This window comes from Rheinheimera tilapiae (genome assembly GCF_042432165.1).
Classification (GTDB): Bacteria; Pseudomonadota; Gammaproteobacteria; order Enterobacterales; family Alteromonadaceae; genus Pararheinheimera; species Pararheinheimera tilapiae.
The window spans coordinates 52,286-73,403 of record NZ_JBHLXP010000009.1 but is presented as its reverse complement, the minus strand read 5'-3'; the positions used below and the strand labels follow the sequence as shown (position 1 = coordinate 73,403).

21 protein-coding genes are annotated in these 21,118 nt (G+C 35.1%); 2 read left to right on the top strand and 19 right to left on the bottom strand.

From position 1 onward, the window contains the following. Nucleotides 1-421: 421 nt before the first annotated feature. Nucleotides 422-1,360, bottom strand: a complete 939-nt coding sequence (locus tag ACFFJP_RS20370; RefSeq protein ID WP_002484561.1) for an aldo/keto reductase — start codon at nt 1,358-1,360, stop codon at nt 422-424. 155 nt (nt 1,361-1,515) lie between these two features. Here ACFFJP_RS20370 and hypR point away from each other — a divergent pair, with 155 nt between their 5' ends. Next, entirely contained in the window at nt 1,516-1,938 is a 423-nt protein-coding gene (gene hypR / locus ACFFJP_RS20365; protein WP_002468721.1) for a redox-sensitive transcriptional regulator HypR, read from the top strand. A 4-nt stretch (nt 1,939-1,942) separates the two neighbouring features. After that, complete coding sequence (locus ACFFJP_RS20360) at nt 1,943-2,083, top strand: FAD-binding protein (RefSeq protein WP_002475599.1); 141 nt, start codon at nt 1,943-1,945, stop codon at nt 2,081-2,083. A gap of 517 nt (nt 2,084-2,600) precedes the next feature. Here ACFFJP_RS20360 and ACFFJP_RS20355 read toward each other — a convergent pair. The 18 genes from ACFFJP_RS20355 to ACFFJP_RS20270 all read right to left on the bottom strand — a co-directional run bounded on the left by ACFFJP_RS20355 (nt 2,601) and on the right by ACFFJP_RS20270 (nt 21,117). Continuing rightward, the gene (locus ACFFJP_RS20355) at nt 2,601-4,325 is read right to left on the bottom strand and encodes an N-acetylmuramoyl-L-alanine amidase (protein WP_002439248.1); all 1,725 of its coding nucleotides are present in this window, start codon (nt 4,323-4,325) and stop codon (nt 2,601-2,603) included. Between the two features lie 12 nt (nt 4,326-4,337). After that, nucleotides 4,338-4,625: a phage holin gene (locus tag ACFFJP_RS20350; RefSeq protein ID WP_002439247.1), complete on the bottom strand. Its 288-nt coding sequence runs from the start codon at nt 4,623-4,625 to the stop codon at nt 4,338-4,340. 61 nt (nt 4,626-4,686) lie between these two features. Further along, the gene (locus ACFFJP_RS20345) at nt 4,687-4,833 is read right to left on the bottom strand and encodes an XkdX family protein (protein ID WP_002439246.1); all 147 of its coding nucleotides are present in this window, start codon (nt 4,831-4,833) and stop codon (nt 4,687-4,689) included. After that, entirely contained in the window at nt 4,826-5,179 is a 354-nt protein-coding gene (locus ACFFJP_RS20340) for a YomQ N-terminal domain-containing protein (protein ID WP_002439245.1), read from the bottom strand. The genes ACFFJP_RS20345 and ACFFJP_RS20340 overlap by 8 nt, the downstream gene beginning before the upstream one ends. A gap of 11 nt (nt 5,180-5,190) precedes the next feature. Continuing rightward, a complete protein-coding gene (locus tag ACFFJP_RS20335; protein WP_002439244.1) occupies nt 5,191-6,174 on the bottom strand; it encodes a BppU family phage baseplate upper protein in 984 nt (327 codons plus the stop codon). Between the two features lie 52 nt (nt 6,175-6,226). Next, a complete protein-coding gene (locus ACFFJP_RS20330; RefSeq protein ID WP_377248636.1) occupies nt 6,227-8,128 on the bottom strand; it encodes a glucosaminidase domain-containing protein in 1,902 nt (633 codons plus the stop codon). Nucleotides 8,129-8,266: 138 nt separating this feature from the next. Next, nucleotides 8,267-8,566 (bottom strand): DUF2951 family protein, encoded by a 300-nt coding sequence (locus tag ACFFJP_RS20325; protein WP_002504955.1) that lies wholly within the window; start codon nt 8,564-8,566, stop codon nt 8,267-8,269. A 36-nt stretch (nt 8,567-8,602) separates the two neighbouring features. Then, nucleotides 8,603-8,743: an XkdX family protein gene (locus ACFFJP_RS20320; protein ID WP_001830255.1), complete on the bottom strand. Its 141-nt coding sequence runs from the start codon at nt 8,741-8,743 to the stop codon at nt 8,603-8,605. Nucleotide 8,744: 1 nt separating this feature from the next. Next, the gene (locus tag ACFFJP_RS20315; RefSeq protein ID WP_002469446.1) at nt 8,745-9,083 is read right to left on the bottom strand and encodes a hypothetical protein; all 339 of its coding nucleotides are present in this window, start codon (nt 9,081-9,083) and stop codon (nt 8,745-8,747) included. Nucleotides 9,084-9,087: 4 nt separating this feature from the next. Further along, nucleotides 9,088-10,620 (bottom strand): BppU family phage baseplate upper protein, encoded by a 1,533-nt coding sequence (locus tag ACFFJP_RS20310; protein ID WP_016050384.1) that lies wholly within the window; start codon nt 10,618-10,620, stop codon nt 9,088-9,090. After that, on the bottom strand, nt 10,620-13,286 hold the full coding sequence (locus tag ACFFJP_RS20305; protein WP_377248631.1) for a peptidase G2 autoproteolytic cleavage domain-containing protein: 2,667 nt from the start codon (nt 13,284-13,286) through the stop codon (nt 10,620-10,622). Before ACFFJP_RS20305 ends, ACFFJP_RS20310 begins: the two co-directional genes overlap by 1 nt. Nucleotides 13,287-13,300: 14 nt before the next feature. Continuing rightward, entirely contained in the window at nt 13,301-15,157 is a 1,857-nt protein-coding gene (locus tag ACFFJP_RS20300) for an SGNH/GDSL hydrolase family protein (RefSeq protein ID WP_377248626.1), read from the bottom strand. Nucleotides 15,158-15,170: 13 nt separating this feature from the next. Beyond that, nucleotides 15,171-16,109, bottom strand: coding sequence for a phage tail family protein (locus ACFFJP_RS20295; protein ID WP_015984398.1), 939 nt, complete (start codon nt 16,107-16,109; stop codon nt 15,171-15,173). Nucleotides 16,110-16,124: 15 nt separating this feature from the next. Beyond that, nucleotides 16,125-19,229 carry a phage tail protein gene (locus tag ACFFJP_RS20290; protein ID WP_377248622.1) on the bottom strand — a complete coding sequence of 1,035 codons (3,105 nt, stop codon included), beginning with the start codon at nt 19,227-19,229 and terminating at the stop codon, nt 16,125-16,127. Nucleotides 19,230-19,231: 2 nt separating this feature from the next. Beyond that, nucleotides 19,232-19,534 carry a hypothetical protein gene (locus tag ACFFJP_RS20285; protein WP_001830305.1) on the bottom strand — a complete coding sequence of 101 codons (303 nt, stop codon included), beginning with the start codon at nt 19,532-19,534 and terminating at the stop codon, nt 19,232-19,234. Nucleotides 19,535-19,596: 62 nt separating this feature from the next. Beyond that, nucleotides 19,597-20,091 carry a tail assembly chaperone gene (locus ACFFJP_RS20280; protein WP_002470856.1) on the bottom strand — a complete coding sequence of 165 codons (495 nt, stop codon included), beginning with the start codon at nt 20,089-20,091 and terminating at the stop codon, nt 19,597-19,599. A gap of 62 nt (nt 20,092-20,153) precedes the next feature. Beyond that, complete coding sequence (locus ACFFJP_RS20275; RefSeq protein WP_002456898.1) at nt 20,154-20,693, bottom strand: phage tail protein; 540 nt, start codon at nt 20,691-20,693, stop codon at nt 20,154-20,156. Beyond that, the gene (locus ACFFJP_RS20270; RefSeq protein ID WP_002456897.1) at nt 20,680-21,117 is read right to left on the bottom strand and encodes a DUF3168 domain-containing protein; all 438 of its coding nucleotides are present in this window, start codon (nt 21,115-21,117) and stop codon (nt 20,680-20,682) included. Before ACFFJP_RS20270 ends, ACFFJP_RS20275 begins: the two co-directional genes overlap by 14 nt. Between the last annotated feature and the right edge of the window lies 1 nt (nt 21,118).

The following is a 21,118-nucleotide window of genomic DNA, read 5'->3' as shown; positions in this document are numbered from 1 at the left end:
AAGCAAGCATTAAATATTCACTCAATATTATAATTTCATACTAACCTTCTTGAAATCATGATTTGGTTATTTCTCTATTCCATTCTTTTACATGATTAAATGCTTATTTTATGAACTGCACTACGTTAGCTTTTGGACGATTGTTACCAAAAATACTGTTATCAATGTCGTCTATCTTCCTACTTATAAATAATTTCATGAATATTAAAAAGTTAATCTTAGAATTCTAATCTAAATGAGTTCAAATTCAAGACATAAAAATAAGTTAACATTCATACTCAATGGTTTATTCCATTGAGATAACAAGTATGAGAGTATGAACAGTTGTTACAAATATTTTTCAATTCAGTACTATTTTTTATTGCATAAAAAATACCTGAGACAACAAATGATGTCTCAGGTTCTTAATCTATCTCTTAAGTTAATTTTTAATTGAGAATAAACTATCAATTTTGTCTATTTCACCTTGTGATAATTCAATATTTGCAGCATCAATATTTTCAACAACTTGCTCTGCACGTTTTGCACCAGGAATGACAACATCTAGTGATGGACGTGTAAGATAAAATGCTAATACGACATTGGCAATCGTTGTATCATGTGCTTCTGCAATATCAGTTAATGCTTTTACACGACGAACATTATCTTTGAATACGTCTGGCTGAAAATCAGGACGTTCTGCACGATGATCCTCAAATGTTTGATTTTCATCGTACTTGCCAGCTAGTATACCTGAAGCAAGTGGGAAGTAAGGAACAAATGTAATATTATTTTCAGCAGCATATGCCATTACTTCTTCATTTTCACGATGTAATAAATTGTATTCTAATTGAACAACATCAACATATCCATCTTTATTCGCTTCTTTTAATTGTTCTAAAGAGAAATTAGATACACCTATTGCTTTAATTTTACCTTCATCTTTAAGCTCTTTGAGAGCGGCTACCGCTTTATCTTTTGGTGTATCGTCATCAGGAAAATGAATATAATACAAATCAATATAATCCACTTGAAGACGTTCCAAACTATTTTCAACTTGCTGTTTTAAAAATTCTGGATCGTTATTTTGAACAACTTCTCCATTTTCTTTAATAACATGTGAACCTTTTGTTGCAATTTGCACTTTCTCGCGTGGATATTCTTTTACAACTTGTCCAACTAATTCTTCGGAACGTTCGGGCCCGTAAATATATGCTGTATCTAATAATGTTATACCATTATCAATAGCTTGACGAACAACTTCTTTGCCTTGCTCTTCATCCAAATTAGGATATAAATTATGGCCACCTACTGCATTTGTACCTAATGCGATAGGAAAAACGTTGACACTAGATTTACCTAATTGTACTTGATTTACCATTAAAGTCATCTCCTTTATTTAATATACTTAAATATATTCTACCCCAATTGTAACTTATTCATTCATGTTAAATACCTATTAGGAACAATTATCTTGACCTTAAAATCATTATACGCTTTAATGTAACTAATGAAGTTACATTAAGGTGGGTAAAAATGAATTTAGAATTCAATATTGCAGTACATGTATTATGTTTTCTTGCTCAACACGATCAAGAACAATTCAATAGTAAAGAATTAGCTAAATTAACATGTCTGAACCCTGTACAACTTAGGCGCGTTCTAGCATATTTAACTGAACACAACTATATCAAAGTTCAACGTGGTAAAGCAGGAGGCTATCAAGCCAATCAACATACTGCTCAAGTAGATTTAGCCAAGTTATATCAACACTTTGTTTTAGATAAAAATAATAGCCAAAGACGATTTACTGGCGATTCTGACAGTCATTGTCAAATTTCTAAGAAAATTGCTCATACAATGTCACATTATTATTCTCAAGAACATCAAATAATTTTAGATTTTTACAAAAATAAAAATATTACAGATGTTTTGGCAGATATTTTACAGGAGGGATAAAACCATGAAAAATTATGATTTGATTATTATTGGTTTTGGAAAAGCAGGTAAAACATTAGCGGCACATGCTGCTGGTCATGGACAAAAGGTTGCAGTGGTAGAACAATCAACAAAGATGTATGGTGGTACATGCATTAATATTTAATGTGTATACTTCCGTATTTTTATAGAACCCGTCTGATTCTACGGGTTTAGATTATCCGTGTCGAAATCGAGGCGTTTAAAATAAAAAAGACCACCCAGTGACATGTGTGGGCGGTTTGATTTAGACCATTCTCAATTGAGTTGATCCATGCGATCTTTAATTTTTTACTAGGTGTAAAACCTTTGTAAATGAAGTATAACATAACCTAACAACGTAAAATAGACTATTACGTTATCGTGTACCTTTTCTACACGTGGTAGATAGGTGAAAAAAAGCTTTCTTAGTTCGTAAGAAAGACGTGACTTTTCCACACTGGGTGGATAGTTCTATGCCTATTATAACATATTTACGACCGACATTGATGTCGGCCACAAATAACCACGCCCATAAAGAACGTGGTTTAGAATATAGTATCAATTTAAAATTGGGAACAAAGATTATTATACAATAAAAAAAGAGGGTAGTCATAGTGACTACCCTTGTATAATGACGTGGTACCTATATTATACCACATAATTTAATATACTTTTGTAATTCTTAGTCTTTCGTGCCGTACCCAGTAGTTATCACTAGGACCGTGTACACGACACCAACCGTCGATAATCTCGTAAACATAGAATAATTGACCTTTACCATATGTTGTATTAGTCATATTCCACGAATAATTACCTTTACCTCCATGTCTATTAAGTATCGTTGCACCAAAGCTATCTGAACGTGCTGCAAAGTACTTTTTGCGTTGCCAACCTAATTTTTTAGGTGGTATTTGACCTATAGATAGCTTATTTTTAGATTTCTTTGCTATTTTCTTCATTTCTTTTGTTTGCTTACTTGCTTTTTTACCATCTTTTGTTTCATTGTGTTTATATTCTTTAGTGATGATCAAGCGCTCATGCCATACCCAGTAATTACTACTTTCTGAATAAACACGTGCCCAACCTTCACGCACTTCATACACGTAAAACGGACTATAACCTGCTTTGTATACAAGATTAGTTTTCTTCATATATCCATTTTTAACATCTTTGCAGATAGTGACATCTGCACTGTCTGCTTTTGCAATATAATGAGGAGTTTTACTCCATACTAAGTTTTTAGGTACTCGTTTACCATTATATTTATTTGTAGCCTTACGTGTCGTGACTGTTTTAATTTTATTAACATCATAATCTTCATCAACAAACGATGGCACGATGTAATGTGTTGTTCCATAAAAATTATCAACACGTAGTTTTGCAGGCGTATCTGCATTACCATCAAAGTTTTGTTCTAATACAGTTTGTGTGTTGGTTCCTCCACTATTATCCCAAACTAAATAGATGTGACCGTATCTTTGGTATATACCATACGTACATACACCAATTGCTCCAACTGGTGGTACATAATCCGGTGTATTTTTGACAATCTTCCAACCTTTAGGGAATATATTGAGGATACTATCTTTCGCATTACCCCACATTCTAACTTTACCATTAGTTATGTGATATACGTAATCAACTGCTAAGTCCATACACTGATACGCCCAACGATTATCGAAGTCAACAAACTTACCTTTCAAGCTATACATATAGTTGATTGCACTTTGGTAATCTTTTGTTGATGGCTTAGATTTAGGTTTTTCTTTGTTTTTACCTTTGTTTCCGGCTTTCTTATTGCTAACTTTAGGAACTTTAACTCCATCAATATGTTTAGCTACATAACCGTCAAAAATACTTGTATTACGACCTAAACCACAAGCTTCTAGTAAGTTACCCGGATCTTGTTTATCATACTGTATGTCTTGATGACCTGGCATTTCATTTTTATAGTTAATTTTCCAAAATTTAGTGAGATAAGCCATGATACGTGCTGCATTATCTAATGACTTTAAGCTACGTTTCTTATCTGTGAAGTAACATGCTTCTACACCAAATGCTGCATAGTCAGCATCAGCATTATACCACTGATTATCTATAGTAGTATTCAACATGACGTGCCATGCTACCTCTGTAACCGGAATACATATAATTGCTTCTTTATCATCTACAAAAATATGAGCACTTGCTACCATGCTCCAAGCAATATTATACGTATTTTTATAATAATTCACATTATCTTGTGCAGTAGTATTTGGATTCCCGGTATCATGAATAACTGCAAAACTAGGTTTTCCATTTTTAGTGTGTAATGCTTCTCCACTCCGACGTGTTCCAATTGGCAACAAATCGTAACGCACTGGTACTCCATTCCATTTTTCTGCCATTTTATAGGCCTCCTATTCTTTATTAGGTTTCTTATATTCTTGAGCCATTAAACTATCGGATAAACCAGCACTTGTACCGTCTACTGCCGACATATATAGACTTACTAACACACCAATTACAGCAATTGGATTGCTAATAAATTTTAATAAAGCTTCTCCAACAGCACCCCAAGTAGTTAATGAATGCCAATCAATTCCTAAATAAACAAGAATAGGCATAAATGCACCTACAATTAATTGAATAATAGCTATAGGATTATTAAATCTTACATGCCAATTTATTCCTAAGAAATTTCTCATACTCATATCTCCTTTTTAAGTAAAATAAAAAGCCAACGCAAAGCGTCGGCTATCAATTATTCTATACATTCACTTTTTCTGGATCATATTCAATACCTGTTAACTCTAAATATTCTTCCGGTGTTACAAACCCTCTTTTTACAAATAAAGCAAATTGTTCGTTAGTGTAGTAACCCATTTTATAATATTTAACTCCGATATCATGCATTTGTTGTGCCTCCTAAAATTTGAATAGTTAAATCTGATATATCTTTTCTAACATCCATTAATTCTTCTTGAGTTTTTAACAACTCTAAAGATAGGTCAGCTATAATATCTTCTTTTTCATTGTTTTTATTTGTCGTATCTTCATTTTCGCTTTTCGGTTGTGAGTCTTCCCAATTTTCTTTAGTATTGCCAATCCATTGTTTACCATCAAAATGACAAGGAGTATATATTCCTTCTGGAGGTTCTATATCAGTCCATTGTCCTTTAGGATATTCCATTTCTCCATTGTGATTTTCAATAACTAAATATGGTGTGCCATCATAAAAATAAATTTGCTTTGTCTTCATATTCCCGCCTCCTATAAAACGACTATTCCTTCGATGTAATAAGCGCCATAAGGCATTGCTTCACTTTTAGGGTCAAATGTTATTTCTAAATCTCCACTTTGAGTTATAGTCACGTTGTAGATGATTAATTGAGATGAATTAACGCCCGCTTTTGTATATTGTTTATAATCTTTCACCTTATCCGAGATGTTTTTCGGGAGTTTCGCAAAAATCATTTCTTTACTGTTAATGGAACTTACTGCACCTTTTATAAATAGCATTTCTGTATCATTAATAGAGATTAATTTATACATTGGCTTGTTAAGTGTCCCAGCTTGTGTAATTCCGTTCACAAGAGGAAGTGTTTGCCAGCCTGTGTCAGTACCTTTAGCCTTTAACTGGTCTAATTGTTCTTGTGTGAAATCGTTATACGTGAATGGTTTACCGTCTTTTCCAGGAACACCTTGTATACCCTGTTCTCCTTTGAATGTATCAGCATTTTCTTCCATATATACTTTCAAATCGTTCTCTAACTTATCTTTGAAATCATCATCTAATAATCCTATAGCATTCTCTTTCATAACGTTTCTAACTAAATCTTGTAATGAATCTACATGTATTTCTTTTCCAATCGGTCCAGTCATTCCACTATCTGTGATAGTGAAATAAAAGTTAGCGACGTGAACACTATCCTTTTCATTAGCTAAGAATAATTTCGCGTCTACTTTCCCTGCGTGTTTAATGACATTGTCAGACACCTTATATTGAATGACGCCGTATTCAGGTAAAATGATCTCTAACGGTTCATTAGTGAATATAGAACCGTCTGAACTAAACAAATCTAAACGAGGAGTCATATCAGTTTTGTTAAAATCTAACACTTCGTTGTTATCTCTGATAGTGATTCTTATATAAGCTGATCCGTCATCTTCTGTATAAAAATTAGCGCCAATAAAACCGTTCTCAGCTGTACTAACATTTATATTAGTAGCAACATCTGTAAGTTTTTGTAACATATACACACCTCTTTCAATTATTAAAGGCTACCCACCGTCAGTGAGTAGCCTTTTATCTATATTTATCTCTGATATAATACATACCTTTTAATCCTACTTTTTTGTATAAACTGTTTATTGTTGTTGCTTGGAAATTACACCACTCAATCGCAGTAGCATATTGCATACGACCGGGGTTTTTAGGGTTCCAACGCATTCGGTACAAAGTGTTCTTACCTTGATTAAAGAATTGTTTTCTAACGAACTTAGCCCCACCTATAATACCATTACGTGGACTCGTCCAACCTTGTCTTCTAGCGTAAGCTATGGAAGCATTAGGGTTATTGTCATATGCTGCAATACCAAAGTAATTGTAAATACCATAACGTCCACTGGCAAAGTTACTACGGCCATATCCACTTTCTAAGAATGCGTGAGCAATTAAGTATATTTCATTTACGTTGTATTTCTTACAACCGTCTGCGAAAGCTTTACCTTGACCGGATAAAGTGCCTTTACCTTTAAGTATCTTATTCAACTTACTTACTGATATACCTTGATATTTTCCTAAATCTAGCATTTGATAGCGTTGAGTTGAACTATTCCATATAGTGTTAGGATTCATATACTTACTTGTTTGTGACCTAGAAGCATTACCCCAACCCCAACTATAAGATTTTTGAGGCATGCCATGAGCCATTTGTGCATTAAGCGCTTGTTGGAAAGTATATTTACTTTTCTCTACAACTACACGAGGTTTATTTGAAGTTCTGTTTGTCGTTTTACCTGTCGACTTATCGTTCTGTGAAGGATTGTCGACCGAAGTTTTAGGTTTAATTTTTATCTTTGTCTTTGTAGTTGTTGTAGTAATTGTTTCTGTAAGTAATTTATCTCTTTTCAAATATAAACCGATAATTTTCTTCTCGACTTCTTTATATTTACTTTCATCAGGAATACCATTTTTGATTAAGTCGTAATTGATTAAATCTTTCATAGAACGCCATATGTTAGGATCTGCTTTGATTGACGATTCAGAAAGTTTCACCTTACTCCAACTTAACAACCAAACGCCGTAGATTAACGCTCTGATTTGATTGAGCATGAATTGGCGTTTGCTATCCGTTTGTCCTCCGCAAACTTCCATAACAAGCCAACCTGGATGTTCTGGTGCTTCTTCTGAATCAGGTCTAGGTGTCCATACACGCTCACGGTCAATATATACATGAGGGTATTCATCTTCATTCACATATTTATTACGTTGTAAATACAATTCTTCAACAGAACGCATATGTGTACTCTCTTTGATATATATACCTTTTACCTTCCCTATCAACTTTTGCCCTTCAACCATGTAATGATAAATATATTCCAAATCATCGTCTAAATCGTATGCGAATGATGTATAGGAAACTTTGGTAATCTCTTTAGTTATAGGTTTTGTTTGTTCTTTTGTGTTTTTAGGAGTGTTGTCATTAGAAGGTTTGGACGGTGTACTACTTGGTTTCGATGGTTTCTTAGTTTCTGCGTGGTAGGGAGGTCTGACGAACCCACTTATACCGTTATAACTATGTTTAATTTTCGCACCAGGTGAGCCTGTATAACTATTTGCACCAATCCAATTTTGATCCACACTAGTAAAGTAACTTTTGGTAGATGGACCTATGACAACAGCAGTATGCCCAACACCGTTATTAAAGGAGCCCTTTCCCCAAACTGCCATGTCACCAGGTTTCGGAACAAAGTTTCTAGTGTTCCTATAGAATTTGAAGCCTTTAGGATATCTATACCATGCCATAGCAATCGCATTTCCTGTTGTTTTAAAATGCCAATATCTATTGAAAATGTAGTTTGGTAAATCCCAACACTGGGCGCCATAATAACCGTCTACATCAACTCTTCTGCCAATCATCCTTTTTGCCCATGCTGCAACTTCCGAAGCAGTAGGTTTTCTTCTTTTAGGACTAGGTAATCCCATATATCCACCTCATTTCCGGCATAATAAAAAGCCGACTAAAAAGCCGGCTTTGTTTCTCAATTATTTACATTTACCAAACCAGAAACATTCCCAAAAACTTGCGCCTAAAAATAATCCGAACATGGTAACTCACCTCCTTTAAAGACCAAATATCATTTTGACAGTCGTTATGATTAAGGTTGAAATAATCGTACCGACAAGTCCTAAAACCCAGAATTTAATCTTTTTGATATCTTCTTTACTTTCTTTTTTGTTTTCTTTTTCTAACTCCCTTTCTCTATTTATCGAATCTAAAGTAAAATTCATTTTTTGATTAATCAAATTTTGACTGTGTTGTCCATCTTTAATCTTTTCCAAAGAGTCGAAGATTTTTTCGTCGTTATCTTCCAACCTTTTTATACGTCGTTCATAATCTCCTCTTTGGCTACTTTCTGTCATACAAACACCTACTTTGCTTAAAATAAAAACCACAAGCTATTTAACTTGTGGTTCGTAATCTTTACCTGTAGTTTCTTTAAATTGTTCCGGAGTAATCCAACCAACTCTAACAAACTTTTTGAAAGTTTCGTCAGTGTATAATTTTTTCTTATATAAATCGATTACTACTTTATCCATATTATGCTTCCCCCAATTTTTGATTTGCTTGTTCTTCAGTTATTAGTGCGATGTTCTGCTTCAAACTCATAACCTCTTCTTGTAAATCGACAACTAAGCTAGTTAATTTAGCTATAGCAATATCTTTGTCATCAACAGGAATTTCTACTTCAGGCAACATCTTTTCTAGCTCATCTTGGGTTTGTCCAACCCATTGTTTACCGTCATAATAGCAAGGTAAGATGATACCTTGAGGAGGTTTGTTCTCAGTCCATTTTTCATCAGGATAAACATATTCATCTTCTTCGTTTTTGTGAACAATAATTGCTTGTCCATTTTTCCATAAATAAACTACTTTCATTTCATCACTCCGTCCATTCATATTGACCGTAAATATAATCTGTATCAGTCCACGCTGATGGATCTACAGTAGCGTCAAAATTCACTGTTCCTGATGTGTTCAACGAAATACGTCCACTATTTTTGTTTCTAGGTGCACTTATTGAGAAAAACATTAAGTTTTTGACGAATTCTTTAGGTAAAAGTGCAATGGTCTGTCCATGTTTAATCGTTGTAGCATTAATGCGTAACATTTTCTTAGTAACTCCATTTTGTGTAATTGTTCTGTACGCACTAGTGAAGCCACCCTTAGTAACTAAGTCGTTATGAGGTGATGCACTGTTCACTAGTTGTAAATCAATCCAACCAGTATCTACAACATCTGAACCGACACGTTCCCAACCACTCCAACTCTTATAAAATCTTTTTTGGTAGATTACAGTTGAATTGTAAGGTTGGTATTGTATTAGAACTGCATCTCCATTTCTTTTATACTTTGTTAACCACCCATTATTATTTGTTCCAGTTGGGTTGTTCAAAGTAAGAACAACATATCTAGTTCCTATCGGTAAAGACATTAATTGTTCGTTATTATCGAAATCTATTTGTAGGTTAGCATCATAAAAATTAGTACCATCATCATTTGTTAATTTAAATTTTTGCCAATCCTTTTCTGTAAACTTACTTTCTACATATTCAGGAGTAGTAAAGCCATCTCTTTCAAGGGTTTCATTAAATGTTTGTAGCTTTTCATCAATTGTTGTGTTAGCTTGATTAACATTTGAATTAAAAGCGTCCACATTGCTATCATAAATTTTTTGGAATGTATCTGAAGCTAAATCATAATCCGTCTTGATAGCGTCACGTTTAGCATCTATTTGTCTTAACGCTTCTTCTCTCTCTAAGTCAATGCTTTGGTTAGACGACAATAATGCGTCTGTAATTGAAACAATAGCGTCTGCTTGAGCCTTGTTTATTTTAATGAGGTATTCTTCAGCTGTTTGCTTAATAGATTCAATCAACGTTTGTGTATCGCCTATATCTTGCTTAAGTTGTTGCACTTTCTTTTCTAATTCCGAACGCAAATCATCAAACATGCGAATATAAGATACTTTAATGTCGCTTTCTATTTGATTGATAAGACTGTCGCGTACCGTGAATTTAAAAGTACCTAACACAACAGTGTCGTCTTTCCCTACGTTATTCACATCATTGAGTGATAAGTAAATTTCACCCAACACTTCAGAATCGACAACATTTTTCAGAAACCATTGAGGTACCGTAATGCCTATTAATCCTTTCATTGGATCAATGAACTCTACGTCTAATACACCCGATGTACTAGGTCGTTTTTCTTCTGTTCCGTTCGCAGCTTTAAAGAAAGCATAACCTTTAACGTTCTTATCGCTGATTAACAAAGGTTTGTTGTCTTTTTGTACTACAAATTGAAATTTAGCAGTATTTTTATCGAGATTATAAAAACCGATACCTCTATTAGATATCGGTTGTAAATATGGTTCTTCATTTAAATCAAGTTTACCTACTTTTTCTAATTCCATTATTTAGCACCCCACAATACTAATGCTATTGCACAGCCACGTTCTTCAGTGTATTCAGAAGTTATCTTCATGACTCTGCCTTTACCATTCACATTATCTTTATATCCTACACCTGCTCTACCGTTGATATAGTCGCCTGGTATAACGTCTTTCTCAATGTTTGTGTAGATTTGACCTAATAATCCGACTACATTCCATTCAGGTCTTTCTGAACGTGATTGATAATCGATTTTGTCGTTATATTCAGGGTTTTCTACTGGTATGTCACGCCATTCGAAAGAAACGTTGCCCTCATCATCTACAAATTCAACTTGTTTTCTATTCGTGATAGTCACACCATATTCGTTTTTAAGAAATCTATCTTTGTGGTGGAACGTTTTTTCGTTCGCTACCAACGCGGCAGTTCCAGATATAACGCCAATTGGTGTGTCATTAGGTTGCGCTTTTCTTATCTTATCGCCGTCTAATGTAACGATAGTTCCTAAATCGATTGCTAATCCATTTTGTGACTCAAATAACTCTGCGATATCGGCACTATCTTGTTTAAGTTGACCGGCTAAAGTTAAGTTTCCTGAATAAGTGCTTAAATCAAATTTAATGTTAGATGTAGAAGCATTACCACTAGAACCATATCCAGCGACAACATGATAGTTACCAGGTGACTTAACACGATTACTATTCATAATCAGTTGTGTATGGCCTTTTTTATCAGTTTCAGAATTAAGTGAATTGATAATACCGCTACGTGAACCATAAGATTTGGAGTTAGCACCAGAACCTAATACAAAGCTACGATTACTGTATGCTTTCGAACCACCTGTAGATGCAATAACTGCACTAGCGTTTGCTACACCAGCACTTCCTGTAGACGCTATACTAGCGCCGCCTTTTCCAACTGTAGGAGGTGTGTCGTATTTTTCGCCGGCTATCCATGCAGGTGTTGAATAATTGTTTGCTGTGATACCACTAATCATAGCGTGGTTATTTGTCAAACGTAATCCTATGCCCGAACCATTACCGTGTAAGTTACAATTAGTTATTTTAGTATCGTATATTTTACTTCCAACACCGATACCGATATTGTTAGATGAATTCCAAATATTGATATTGTTTAAAATAACTCTTGAAGGTCTATTATCTCCGCCAAATAATCTAATATCTACTTCTGCATTTTTAAAGTTACGCACATTAATATTATTAAGCGAGATGTTTTCGGACATGAATTGGATGGCTATTGCTGGTTGTTTTTTATCTAGTTTTCCACCTTCTAATTTTCCGAAATCATCATCACCAATTGCAGTGAAATTATTGACTGATACATTTTTATAAGCACTGATTAATAATGCTCTAGGTGTTGAGCCTGGATACACACCATTGTATTTAGGGTTTAAAGCTAAGCAATTATTTAGCACCACGTCATAAGCAGTCAAACTTTTATTGTCCGTTTTAGCTCTATGATGACCGATGTGTCGAATGTTGTAAGCTCTTGTATCTTCGATTGATACGTGACCGTTAACGAACACACCACTTGCAGCACTTGCATTACTGTGTGCTTTGATTTCTAAACCACCGAAGTTACCTTTGGTTCTGTTGTTTGATAAGAACACATATTGTGAGCCATCGTCAATTTCTACACCGTTGTTATTACTTCCACCTGTTGGTGTATGTGCATAACAATTAGAAATTGTAATGTAACGAGAGTGATGGGTAGTGATACCATCATCTCCGCAACCATATACCTCACAATTATCAATATGAATATGCTTACTTTCTAATGCGTAAGGCACTCTGTTTCCATCGCCTTCGTAGTAATAATTGTCATTTGCATATGTTACATCGATACAGTGTAGTAAAGCGTCATATGATTTAACGTTATAGATATATCCATTAGTTACACCCGCAAATCTAATGTTAGATGAACGAGAACCACCGGTAGCTTTAAGTGTTTTATTTTGTCTAAACTTATTCCCGTTGAACGAAAAACTTTCTAATGAAATGTTTTCAGCTCCACCACTCATTTTTAAGTTAGTGATACCAATATTTTCTGCAGGTGTTTCGTCCATAAACTTAATTGTAGTAATGTCTTTACCTTGTCCTACCAAACGAGAGTTGTTAGGCATTTTAATACCTGTTGTAAGGTAAGTACCACCACTCATAGTTACCTGTACATTGCCGTTACCTAATGCGTCTTGGAAAGCTTTCGTACTGTCCTTTTGACCTGTAGGATCTCCGCCAAAGTCATCAACGTTAACAATACGTTGTATTTTCTTAGTTAAGTCGGCTCTTAGTTCTTCTCTAGCGTTACTTTCTCTTAAAAAGTCGTGATATAGACGTTGGTGTAAAGAATCGAAACTTTGAGCGTCCATTGATGTGTGACTAGCTTTTAATTCGTTATTGCCATCACCGTTATGACCTAACACAAGATGTTCAATAAGTTCATCTTGATAATTTTCATGATTAGATAATACGACATCTTTACCTTTTGTAGTTTTGTGTTTGATTTGATCAGTTGTATGCGCATTTTTTTGAGTGGTTAAATGCTCGTTAAAGCTATCATCACTTTTATTAGTCCAGTATTTTATTTGTTCGAAGTTATTCTCAAGTTGACTTACAAACTTTTGACTAAAGTACGAGTGAAGTTTCGTAATTAAGTTATCTAATTTCAAATTTTTTGACCTCCTTAGCCATAAAAACCATAAAAGTTTTTAATCAATTCGTACATAATGACCTCGTGCCCTTTTTCATTAGGGTGTACCCCGTCAGGCATACTCGATTTTCTGTACGAAGGTATATTGGGTTTGAATTGTGTTGAATGATAAGCGTCATAAACAGGTATATCCAGTTCGTTACAAGCGTCTATTTGAACATCTACATAATCAGCTAAAGTGTGACCTAAATCGTTCTTAGTAGTGTCTTTTCTTACGGTTTTGCCGTCTTTTATATAACATTGTTTAGTAGGTGTCATAACAATTATTTTAGAGTTAGGGTTATTACTCTTGATTTTAGTGATAGCACTATAAAAGGCACCGTAAAACGTTTTAGTATCCGTTTTATCAGTGCCTATATTAATATCATTAGTCCAATCATCATCTGTACCTTGCACAATGATTAAATCAGATTTAATTTTGGTCGCTTGTTCATAAATGCTATTATCTTTGTTTGTGCTCATTGTCGCACCACTAACAGCTAAGTTTGTTGATTTAGCCTTTATCTTCTTAGCTAACATTTGAGTAAAGTTAGTTTTAGCACCAGTACCTTTAGCGACAGAATCTCCAATAGTACCTATTGTTTTAACTTTCCTAATCTTAGACTTAGGTGTAAAGTCGTGAACAATAGTACCGTTTGCAGTTGTAACACTCTTAGCATGCGCGCTTTCTAATCTTCTTTTTATTTCATCGGTTTTCTTCTGCAAATCTTGTGCAGTCTTAGTATTTGCGTTGTTTTGAGCTTGAATCATCCTTAAGTCTTTAGCTGGATCAGATTTGTTAGACTTAATAGCTTTAACATAATTTGCAGCAGTATTTACTGCTTTCATATATCTATCTTGTAATCTGAATTCCCCAAGTACTACGTCTTGTTTTATAATCTTGTTGTTAATATCTCGTTGTGTAGTGATTTCGATAATTCTAACAAACTCATTTAAACCTATTAAATCATCAATTACATTCACAATATCCCCAACTCTAGGCACTGCTTCTTTAAAATGTTTTTGCAAAGAAATGAAATCTAGTGTTACAGATGTTTTTAAACTTTCTTGTATAACTAACTCCATAGATTTTTTCAGTGTATCCCCTTTAGTTATGCGTCCATCTACAACAGGTGGTGCATGGCGTTTGCCTATTAAGTCAGCTAAGGGGTGTGTATACTCATATTGCAAGCTAGCTTCGTTGAAAGTTTGTTGCTCATCAAAGCCACCATAACCTCTGATGTATGTGTAACATTTAGAAGCATCTTCTTGAACTTTTACATTATTAGCATTGACACCTGCTTTAATGTAATAGTTAGCTTTTCTTTGAACAATATCATATAAATGAAACGTCTTTGTTTTGGCGTTATATTCATATTCTAAGTTATATCTTTCCAAACCTTTTTTGAATAATTCTAAATTAGTGTCGTGGTTACCTAGATTTTCAAATTTGGAAGATGAAACCTTAGCGTGTAATTCATACTTATAACCGGTATCTTTAAAAACTAAATCAAAGTAGCTTTTTCCTGTAAAACTACCATTATATACTTCGTACACCCTTAAATTGTTTAGGTCGTCTAATTCAACAGGACGCGCTTTGATTGTTAACTTTTCCTTTTGACCTACAGTTGTTTTGTCTAACATAACGATACGGTATTCGTTTAGGTCATCAGCACCACCAACGCCTGTAATCGTCCACATTTTAGTAATAGCCCCTATAGCGTCAAATGTAGCTTTGTTTTCTACCATTTCTATTTCTAAGGAGCCATCTTCATTTAATTTCTCGTTTAATTTTGTTTCTACAGGTAGGGATTGCCCAATGCCCTGTAACGTTTTTAATAATATTGGCAATTAAGCAACCTCCTTACAAGTAATATCTTTTGTGTTTAAACGTGATTTTTTGAAGTTTCTTAGTAGTATGGAAAGTATTCCAACCAGGCATTAACACAGGTTGTTGTTTCGTCTTATTGTAATCATCAATGCGTAAGTTATTACGATATACATGAATGCCGTCAAATTTTATAACATCACCGGCTCTCAATTCTAATCCACTTATTTTCATAATGTCACTATGTGTCATATAGAAGTTAAAACCGTCGCTATCATTTTTACTGACATTTTCTCCAAGTGTCATTTCTACAACACTATCTTGGTTGAATTGGTTAATTTCAGCTGTACCACCGTAATATACATCGCCCACTTTAGTGTCATAGAATGTGTATCTACGTTCTTTATGAGATGTGTTGAACGGGTTTTTGTCTGGAATACCCCATTTATTCAAATTACCACTCTCTTTTTCTAAATCTGTACTATACCCAATACTCTCAAAGTATGGTAATTCAATCGTTTCGAAATCTAGGGTGAATTCACCTGACGTTTTAGTAGTATCGAATGACACTTCATTAACTAAGCCAACAAGTATCTGCCTACCGTCAACATATTCTAGTTCAAAAGATTGTTCCTTAGGTTCGAATATATTCTCAAATTTAATTTCACTTTCGGATGCTGCTAATTCTCTAAGATAAAAATGACCTCTTAGCATAGCTTGTATGTTCGCTTTTAAATGAGAAGCATAAGCTATCTTTTCTACATCGTACCTAACAGTCATAGATATACTTTTCTTTTCTTCTTTAGTAGCGTTGTGAAATCTACCGTTAACACGATCAATTTCGTCAAACTTACGTTCATACCCTGCTCCTTTTACATCATAAGAAACAACTCTCAACGCAGTACCAGTAAAGCGATTGTTACTAATACGTAAACGTTCTTTATTTTTGTAAACTTCAACATCATGTAATATCAATTAACAATCACTCCTTTAAAATAATCCGAAACTTGCGTCTTTTGAGTTGGAATCTTCAATGTAAGATTTAATGGCCGGTATATCTGACTCATTACGAACAGTCACATTAACGATAGGTTTATTGTTCTCTTGCATGCTATGACGTACGTCTTTACTCATATGTGCGTTCACATCGCTATTTAATCCACCTGTTAAGTCTGATGTTAAATCAGTGTTTAAATCAGGGCTAAATGCGTTAGTTACATCTTTCGCTAAACGACGACTGGCATTAATAGCACTATTGCTTTGTTCCATAATACCAATACCTAAACCTTGAGAAATATATCCGCCTATACCTCTGAACACACGTGAAGGTGAGTGAATACCTAGTACGTTTTTAGCTGCACTAACTGCTTTTTTAGCGATGTTTGCAGCAGCATTTATAACTCTACTTGCGCCATTCGCAATACCTCGTGCAATACCTGAAGCAATATGCAATCCTGCAGATACCATTTTTCCGAAGAAACTTCTGACTTTGGAAACAGCTCTACCCATACCAGAAGCCACTTGTGATACAACTCTAACAAAACCACTAACCACGCCTTGAACAAATCTACTCATCGCAGAAATGATACTTGAAACCCAACGAGCACCACCAGAAATGATGCGACTTAATGCTTGCATCATTTTTTGAGCAACAGTTGAAACTACACGTGAAAACCAACTTGATACTGTATTCCATATTCTAGTAACTGCACCTGAAATCGCAGACCAAATTTGGTTCCAACTTGTAATATTAGTACCAAGTATTCTGTTCAAAACATTGAATATGAAGTTAGAAATTTGGCCCCAAATTGACAATATGGTATTCCAAATCGTACTCATTACATTAGAAATCGTAGTTTGTAATGTTTGCCAAGCGCCAGAAAAATCTCCGGTAAGGAGCTGTATTAATGCAGTAAACAAACCGAAAATCAATTGCGTAGCAGCTTGTAGTATTCCACCTATCGCAGTGAATACTACTGAAATCACAGTCCAAAGAGATTGGAAAGCAGTTACTAAACCATTGATAAGGCTGATGAATAAGAAGCCGAGAACTTGGTTTGCAACTTGTCCTAACATTTGTAAGATAGGCATAATTGGTTGTAGCGTTTGTTCGATAGACGCTCTGAACTGATTAAACCAGTTAATCACTGTTTTTACAGCGTTCATTATCGTATCTTTAATTGTGTTCCAAGCTTCAACACAAGTTTTTCTGAAATTCTCGTTCGTTTTCCATAACCAAACAATAATACCTATTAAAGCAACGATAACGCCTATGATAGCCAATACAGGCCATGAAATCGCGCCTATAGCTACACCCAATGTTTGGAAAGCACCACTTAACATAGGTAAGATACGCATAATTGTACTAATAGGGCTCATAAGGAGCCTGAAAGCTATTTTTACTAAGTTTAATGCACTTCTAAGTATTTGAGTGTTTCTAGCAAAAGCTAACATTTTACCGATAGCTTGGATTAAACCTACACCGAACACATTAGATAGCATTGTACTTACTGCGATGATTGGTGCTAGTAAAGCCCACAACATACCACCGAGTATCATACCTATACCAACCATTCGAGCTATAGCTGGGTGTGTTTCGAACAACTTAGCTATGAAACCAGCTAATGCTGTTACTACTTTTAATATCACGCTTGCTATTGGTGCCATTGCAGTGCCGAATGCAACCAAAACTCTTACGATATTACCGATTAGATCCATAATGACTGGGCCATTCTCTTGTACATACTGAACAAACTTTTTAAACCCTTCAGATTTACCAACTTGTTCAGACCATTCTCTAAACTTAGCAGTCATTTTAACTAGCCAATCAAAGATATTGGAACTGTTTTGAGCAAATGCTTTCATCAAGTTGCCAATACCCATGAATACATTACCGAATATTTGACCTATTTTAGGTAAATTAGTCTGTGTATATTCAATAAACGACTTAATAGCGTTCTGACCTGCTACACTATTAGCCCAGTTTTGGAACTTCTTACCTAAATTATCTAAGCCTTTAGCAGTCCATAAGAACAATGGACCTAACTGTGTAAACACATTGATAAGTCCGTCACCAAAGCGTCCTGCAGCACTTAATAATGTGTTAAACGTCTTAACGCCTGTTGTATTCATCATATTAAAGAACTTGCTAGCAGTTTGACTGTTTTGAGCCCATTTTAAGACACTCTGTGATGCTTGTTCCATTCCTTTAGAGATACCTGCTAAGAACGGTTTCATACGTCCTAAAGCTACGTTAACAGTATCTAAAGCGTTAGATAACGTATTGAATATTTGAGCTTGATTTTGTTTGATAATACCTTCCCATGTTGATTTAACTTGTTCTAAAGACGCTTGGTATCTTCTTGTTTGCGCAGTAGCTTGTAATGTTCCGTCATTCAACATTTTAATTGCACTTACTGCCATAGCACCAAATGCAAATGCACCACTTGCAGCAATACCAAATGCACCGGCTACTCCTAATGCACCACCAGCAACTACACCTAATGCGTTAGCTACTGCCATGATGGCGGGTACTAAACCAGCTATAATAGGAATAAGACCTTGAAAACTAGCGATTAGCACACCTTTGATTTGTTGTCCAAACACAGTACCAAATGTACGAATACGAGTAGCTAATCTATCCATTTTGTCGCCATATTCGTCTAATGAATCACTTAATGCTCTAGTTAATACTTGAGCTCTTGTCATTCCCCTTGTATCAAAGTTAACTTTTACCGTTTTATCATGTAAGGTTGCAAGCATAGCTTTAGCACCTAGTACAGAACGTTTTAAGGGATTGTTATTCCCTTTGATGTCTACTTCCTTATCTCTTAACTGTTGTAACTTTTCTCTAACTACTGCAATTGCTCGTTTAACAGGGTTGGCGTTTCCGTCTATATCAACGGTATGTTCTCGCCAACGTTGAGCCATTGCTTTAGCAGTATTTAAGGCTCGTTTAAATTTACTTATGTTGGCGTCGACTTGTGTTTCGATTTCATCGGGTATTTCAGTTTTTGCCATACGTTGAGCTTTTCTGATATTCCGTTGGAAATCTGTAATGATCGCCGATATACGAGCCATAAAGTTTTTATTCATGGCTAACCTCCTTTTTGACTAGTATTGCGTAATGAATTCATAAAGCGTCGTGTACCTTGTTTCTGAACATTTCTAATGCGTTTGTTATGTGCTAACTTACGTTCTTTCATACGTTCGTATTCTTCTGACTGTCCACGTACTTCGTATCTTGCACGCTCTAACTGCTTCTGTAATCGTTTAAGTGATTTACCAGCTTGCACAAGACCGTTAGCTTGAGCACCAAATAATAAAGTTTCTTGTTCATCAAGTAACGCCAATCTACGACCTACAACCCAGTCTTTCCATTCATTAGGCGTCAAACTCATTAATTCATCATAAGGAAGATAGCCTATGTATTGACTGGTTATCTGCCGTATTTCTGAATAATCTAGTAAGGTAGCTCGCCCATGATTTCTTTGTAATTGTTCTTCATGAACTCGATACCGTTCTTCGTAGACTCTTTCTCTTCTTCTTTGACCATAGATGGAGCCGAGTTCATTTGTGTCCAGAATAGACGTGATTTCTGCTTGAAAAAACCACTATGATTTAAAACTTGCAATGCACCTTGTAATAATTCGATAGAGTCTTGTTTTTCATCAATAATTTCCATTAGTGTTTGTTCGATATCTTCACGTTTAGGTGCATTTTTACCTAAATAAGCCGTTGCACATTCCCAAAAGTCTGCAATTGCGATTGGATCACGTTCTAAAATGCCGTTATAGATAGCATTGAAACCAGACACTTTAGTTGTTTTACCATTTTCGTCTTGCTCATCTTTAGCAAATTTCTTAGCCGCTTTATCGAATAAGAAAGTCGCTTTAGCTTCGACTTCTTCTCCGTTGATTTCTAATTCAGTAATAGGATTGAATGTATTTTCAGTCATTTTTTTAACCTCTTTCTGTTATTTTGTACAAAAAAATAGAGGGCTTAATGCCCTCGTAAAACTTATGCACCAGCACTAGGTGTACGGTTTTCGTATGAGTCTGTATAAGCTCCCATATCTTCCCATTCAACTGTAGGAGCGGCAGCACTAGGATTGAGCCATTCTGGTGGTAATGAATCAACAGAACCGTCTGCACTGTTAAATTTAACTTTTGCAGTGATTTCGATTTTGTCATCCTCATCATCAAATGACCATTCGTGCTCTTCTACAATTACATAAGCGAAAGTACCGTGATGTTTACCGTCACGTTTCTTAACTTCCCAAATCCATAAACGTAACTGCTTGAAGTTTTTAACTGACTCTTTTAAAGCTTCTTGACCTTTGTCGCCAGGAACACGGTCAACAGTTAACTTGATTTCTTCTTCTACAGAGTTACGACCATAGTCTTTTTTGCCACCTGTAATCATTTCAGCTAAATCATTACTGATTGTGTGTCCACCTTCAGCTAAACTAGCTAACAGAATAGCATCTTCTTCTTTTAGCTTGCTCGCTAAATCTTTGTCAGCGATTTGTAACGCTGCAATATATTTATTCTGCGCCATTCGTTACACTCCTTTGTAAAGTATTGTGTCTGTATTTAAAAATAAGCCGAATGATACCGTGCTTCGTGTACTGATCAATGTCAGTTATCACTTCTTGTGTGTCAATCCGACTTTTAATGAATGAGTAATGTTCGATTTCAAATTCAGTATTAAGTACATGGCCTAAAAACTGAATAATTTGCGCTGCTTCATCACGATTTCTCGCTTGACTATACACGTGTAAGGTTACGCCTACATCTTCAAACATACTCGTTGTCGTTTCTTTATTAGTGACGTTTGTTTCACCCACAACGATATATGGGTAAACAGCGTCTTTTTGAACGCAATCAAAAACCCTACCGCCTAGTTGTTTACTGACGATAGGGTTGCTCTTTAATTTGTTATATATCTTGTTGAACAGATACCGTTCTACTGATACCCACATA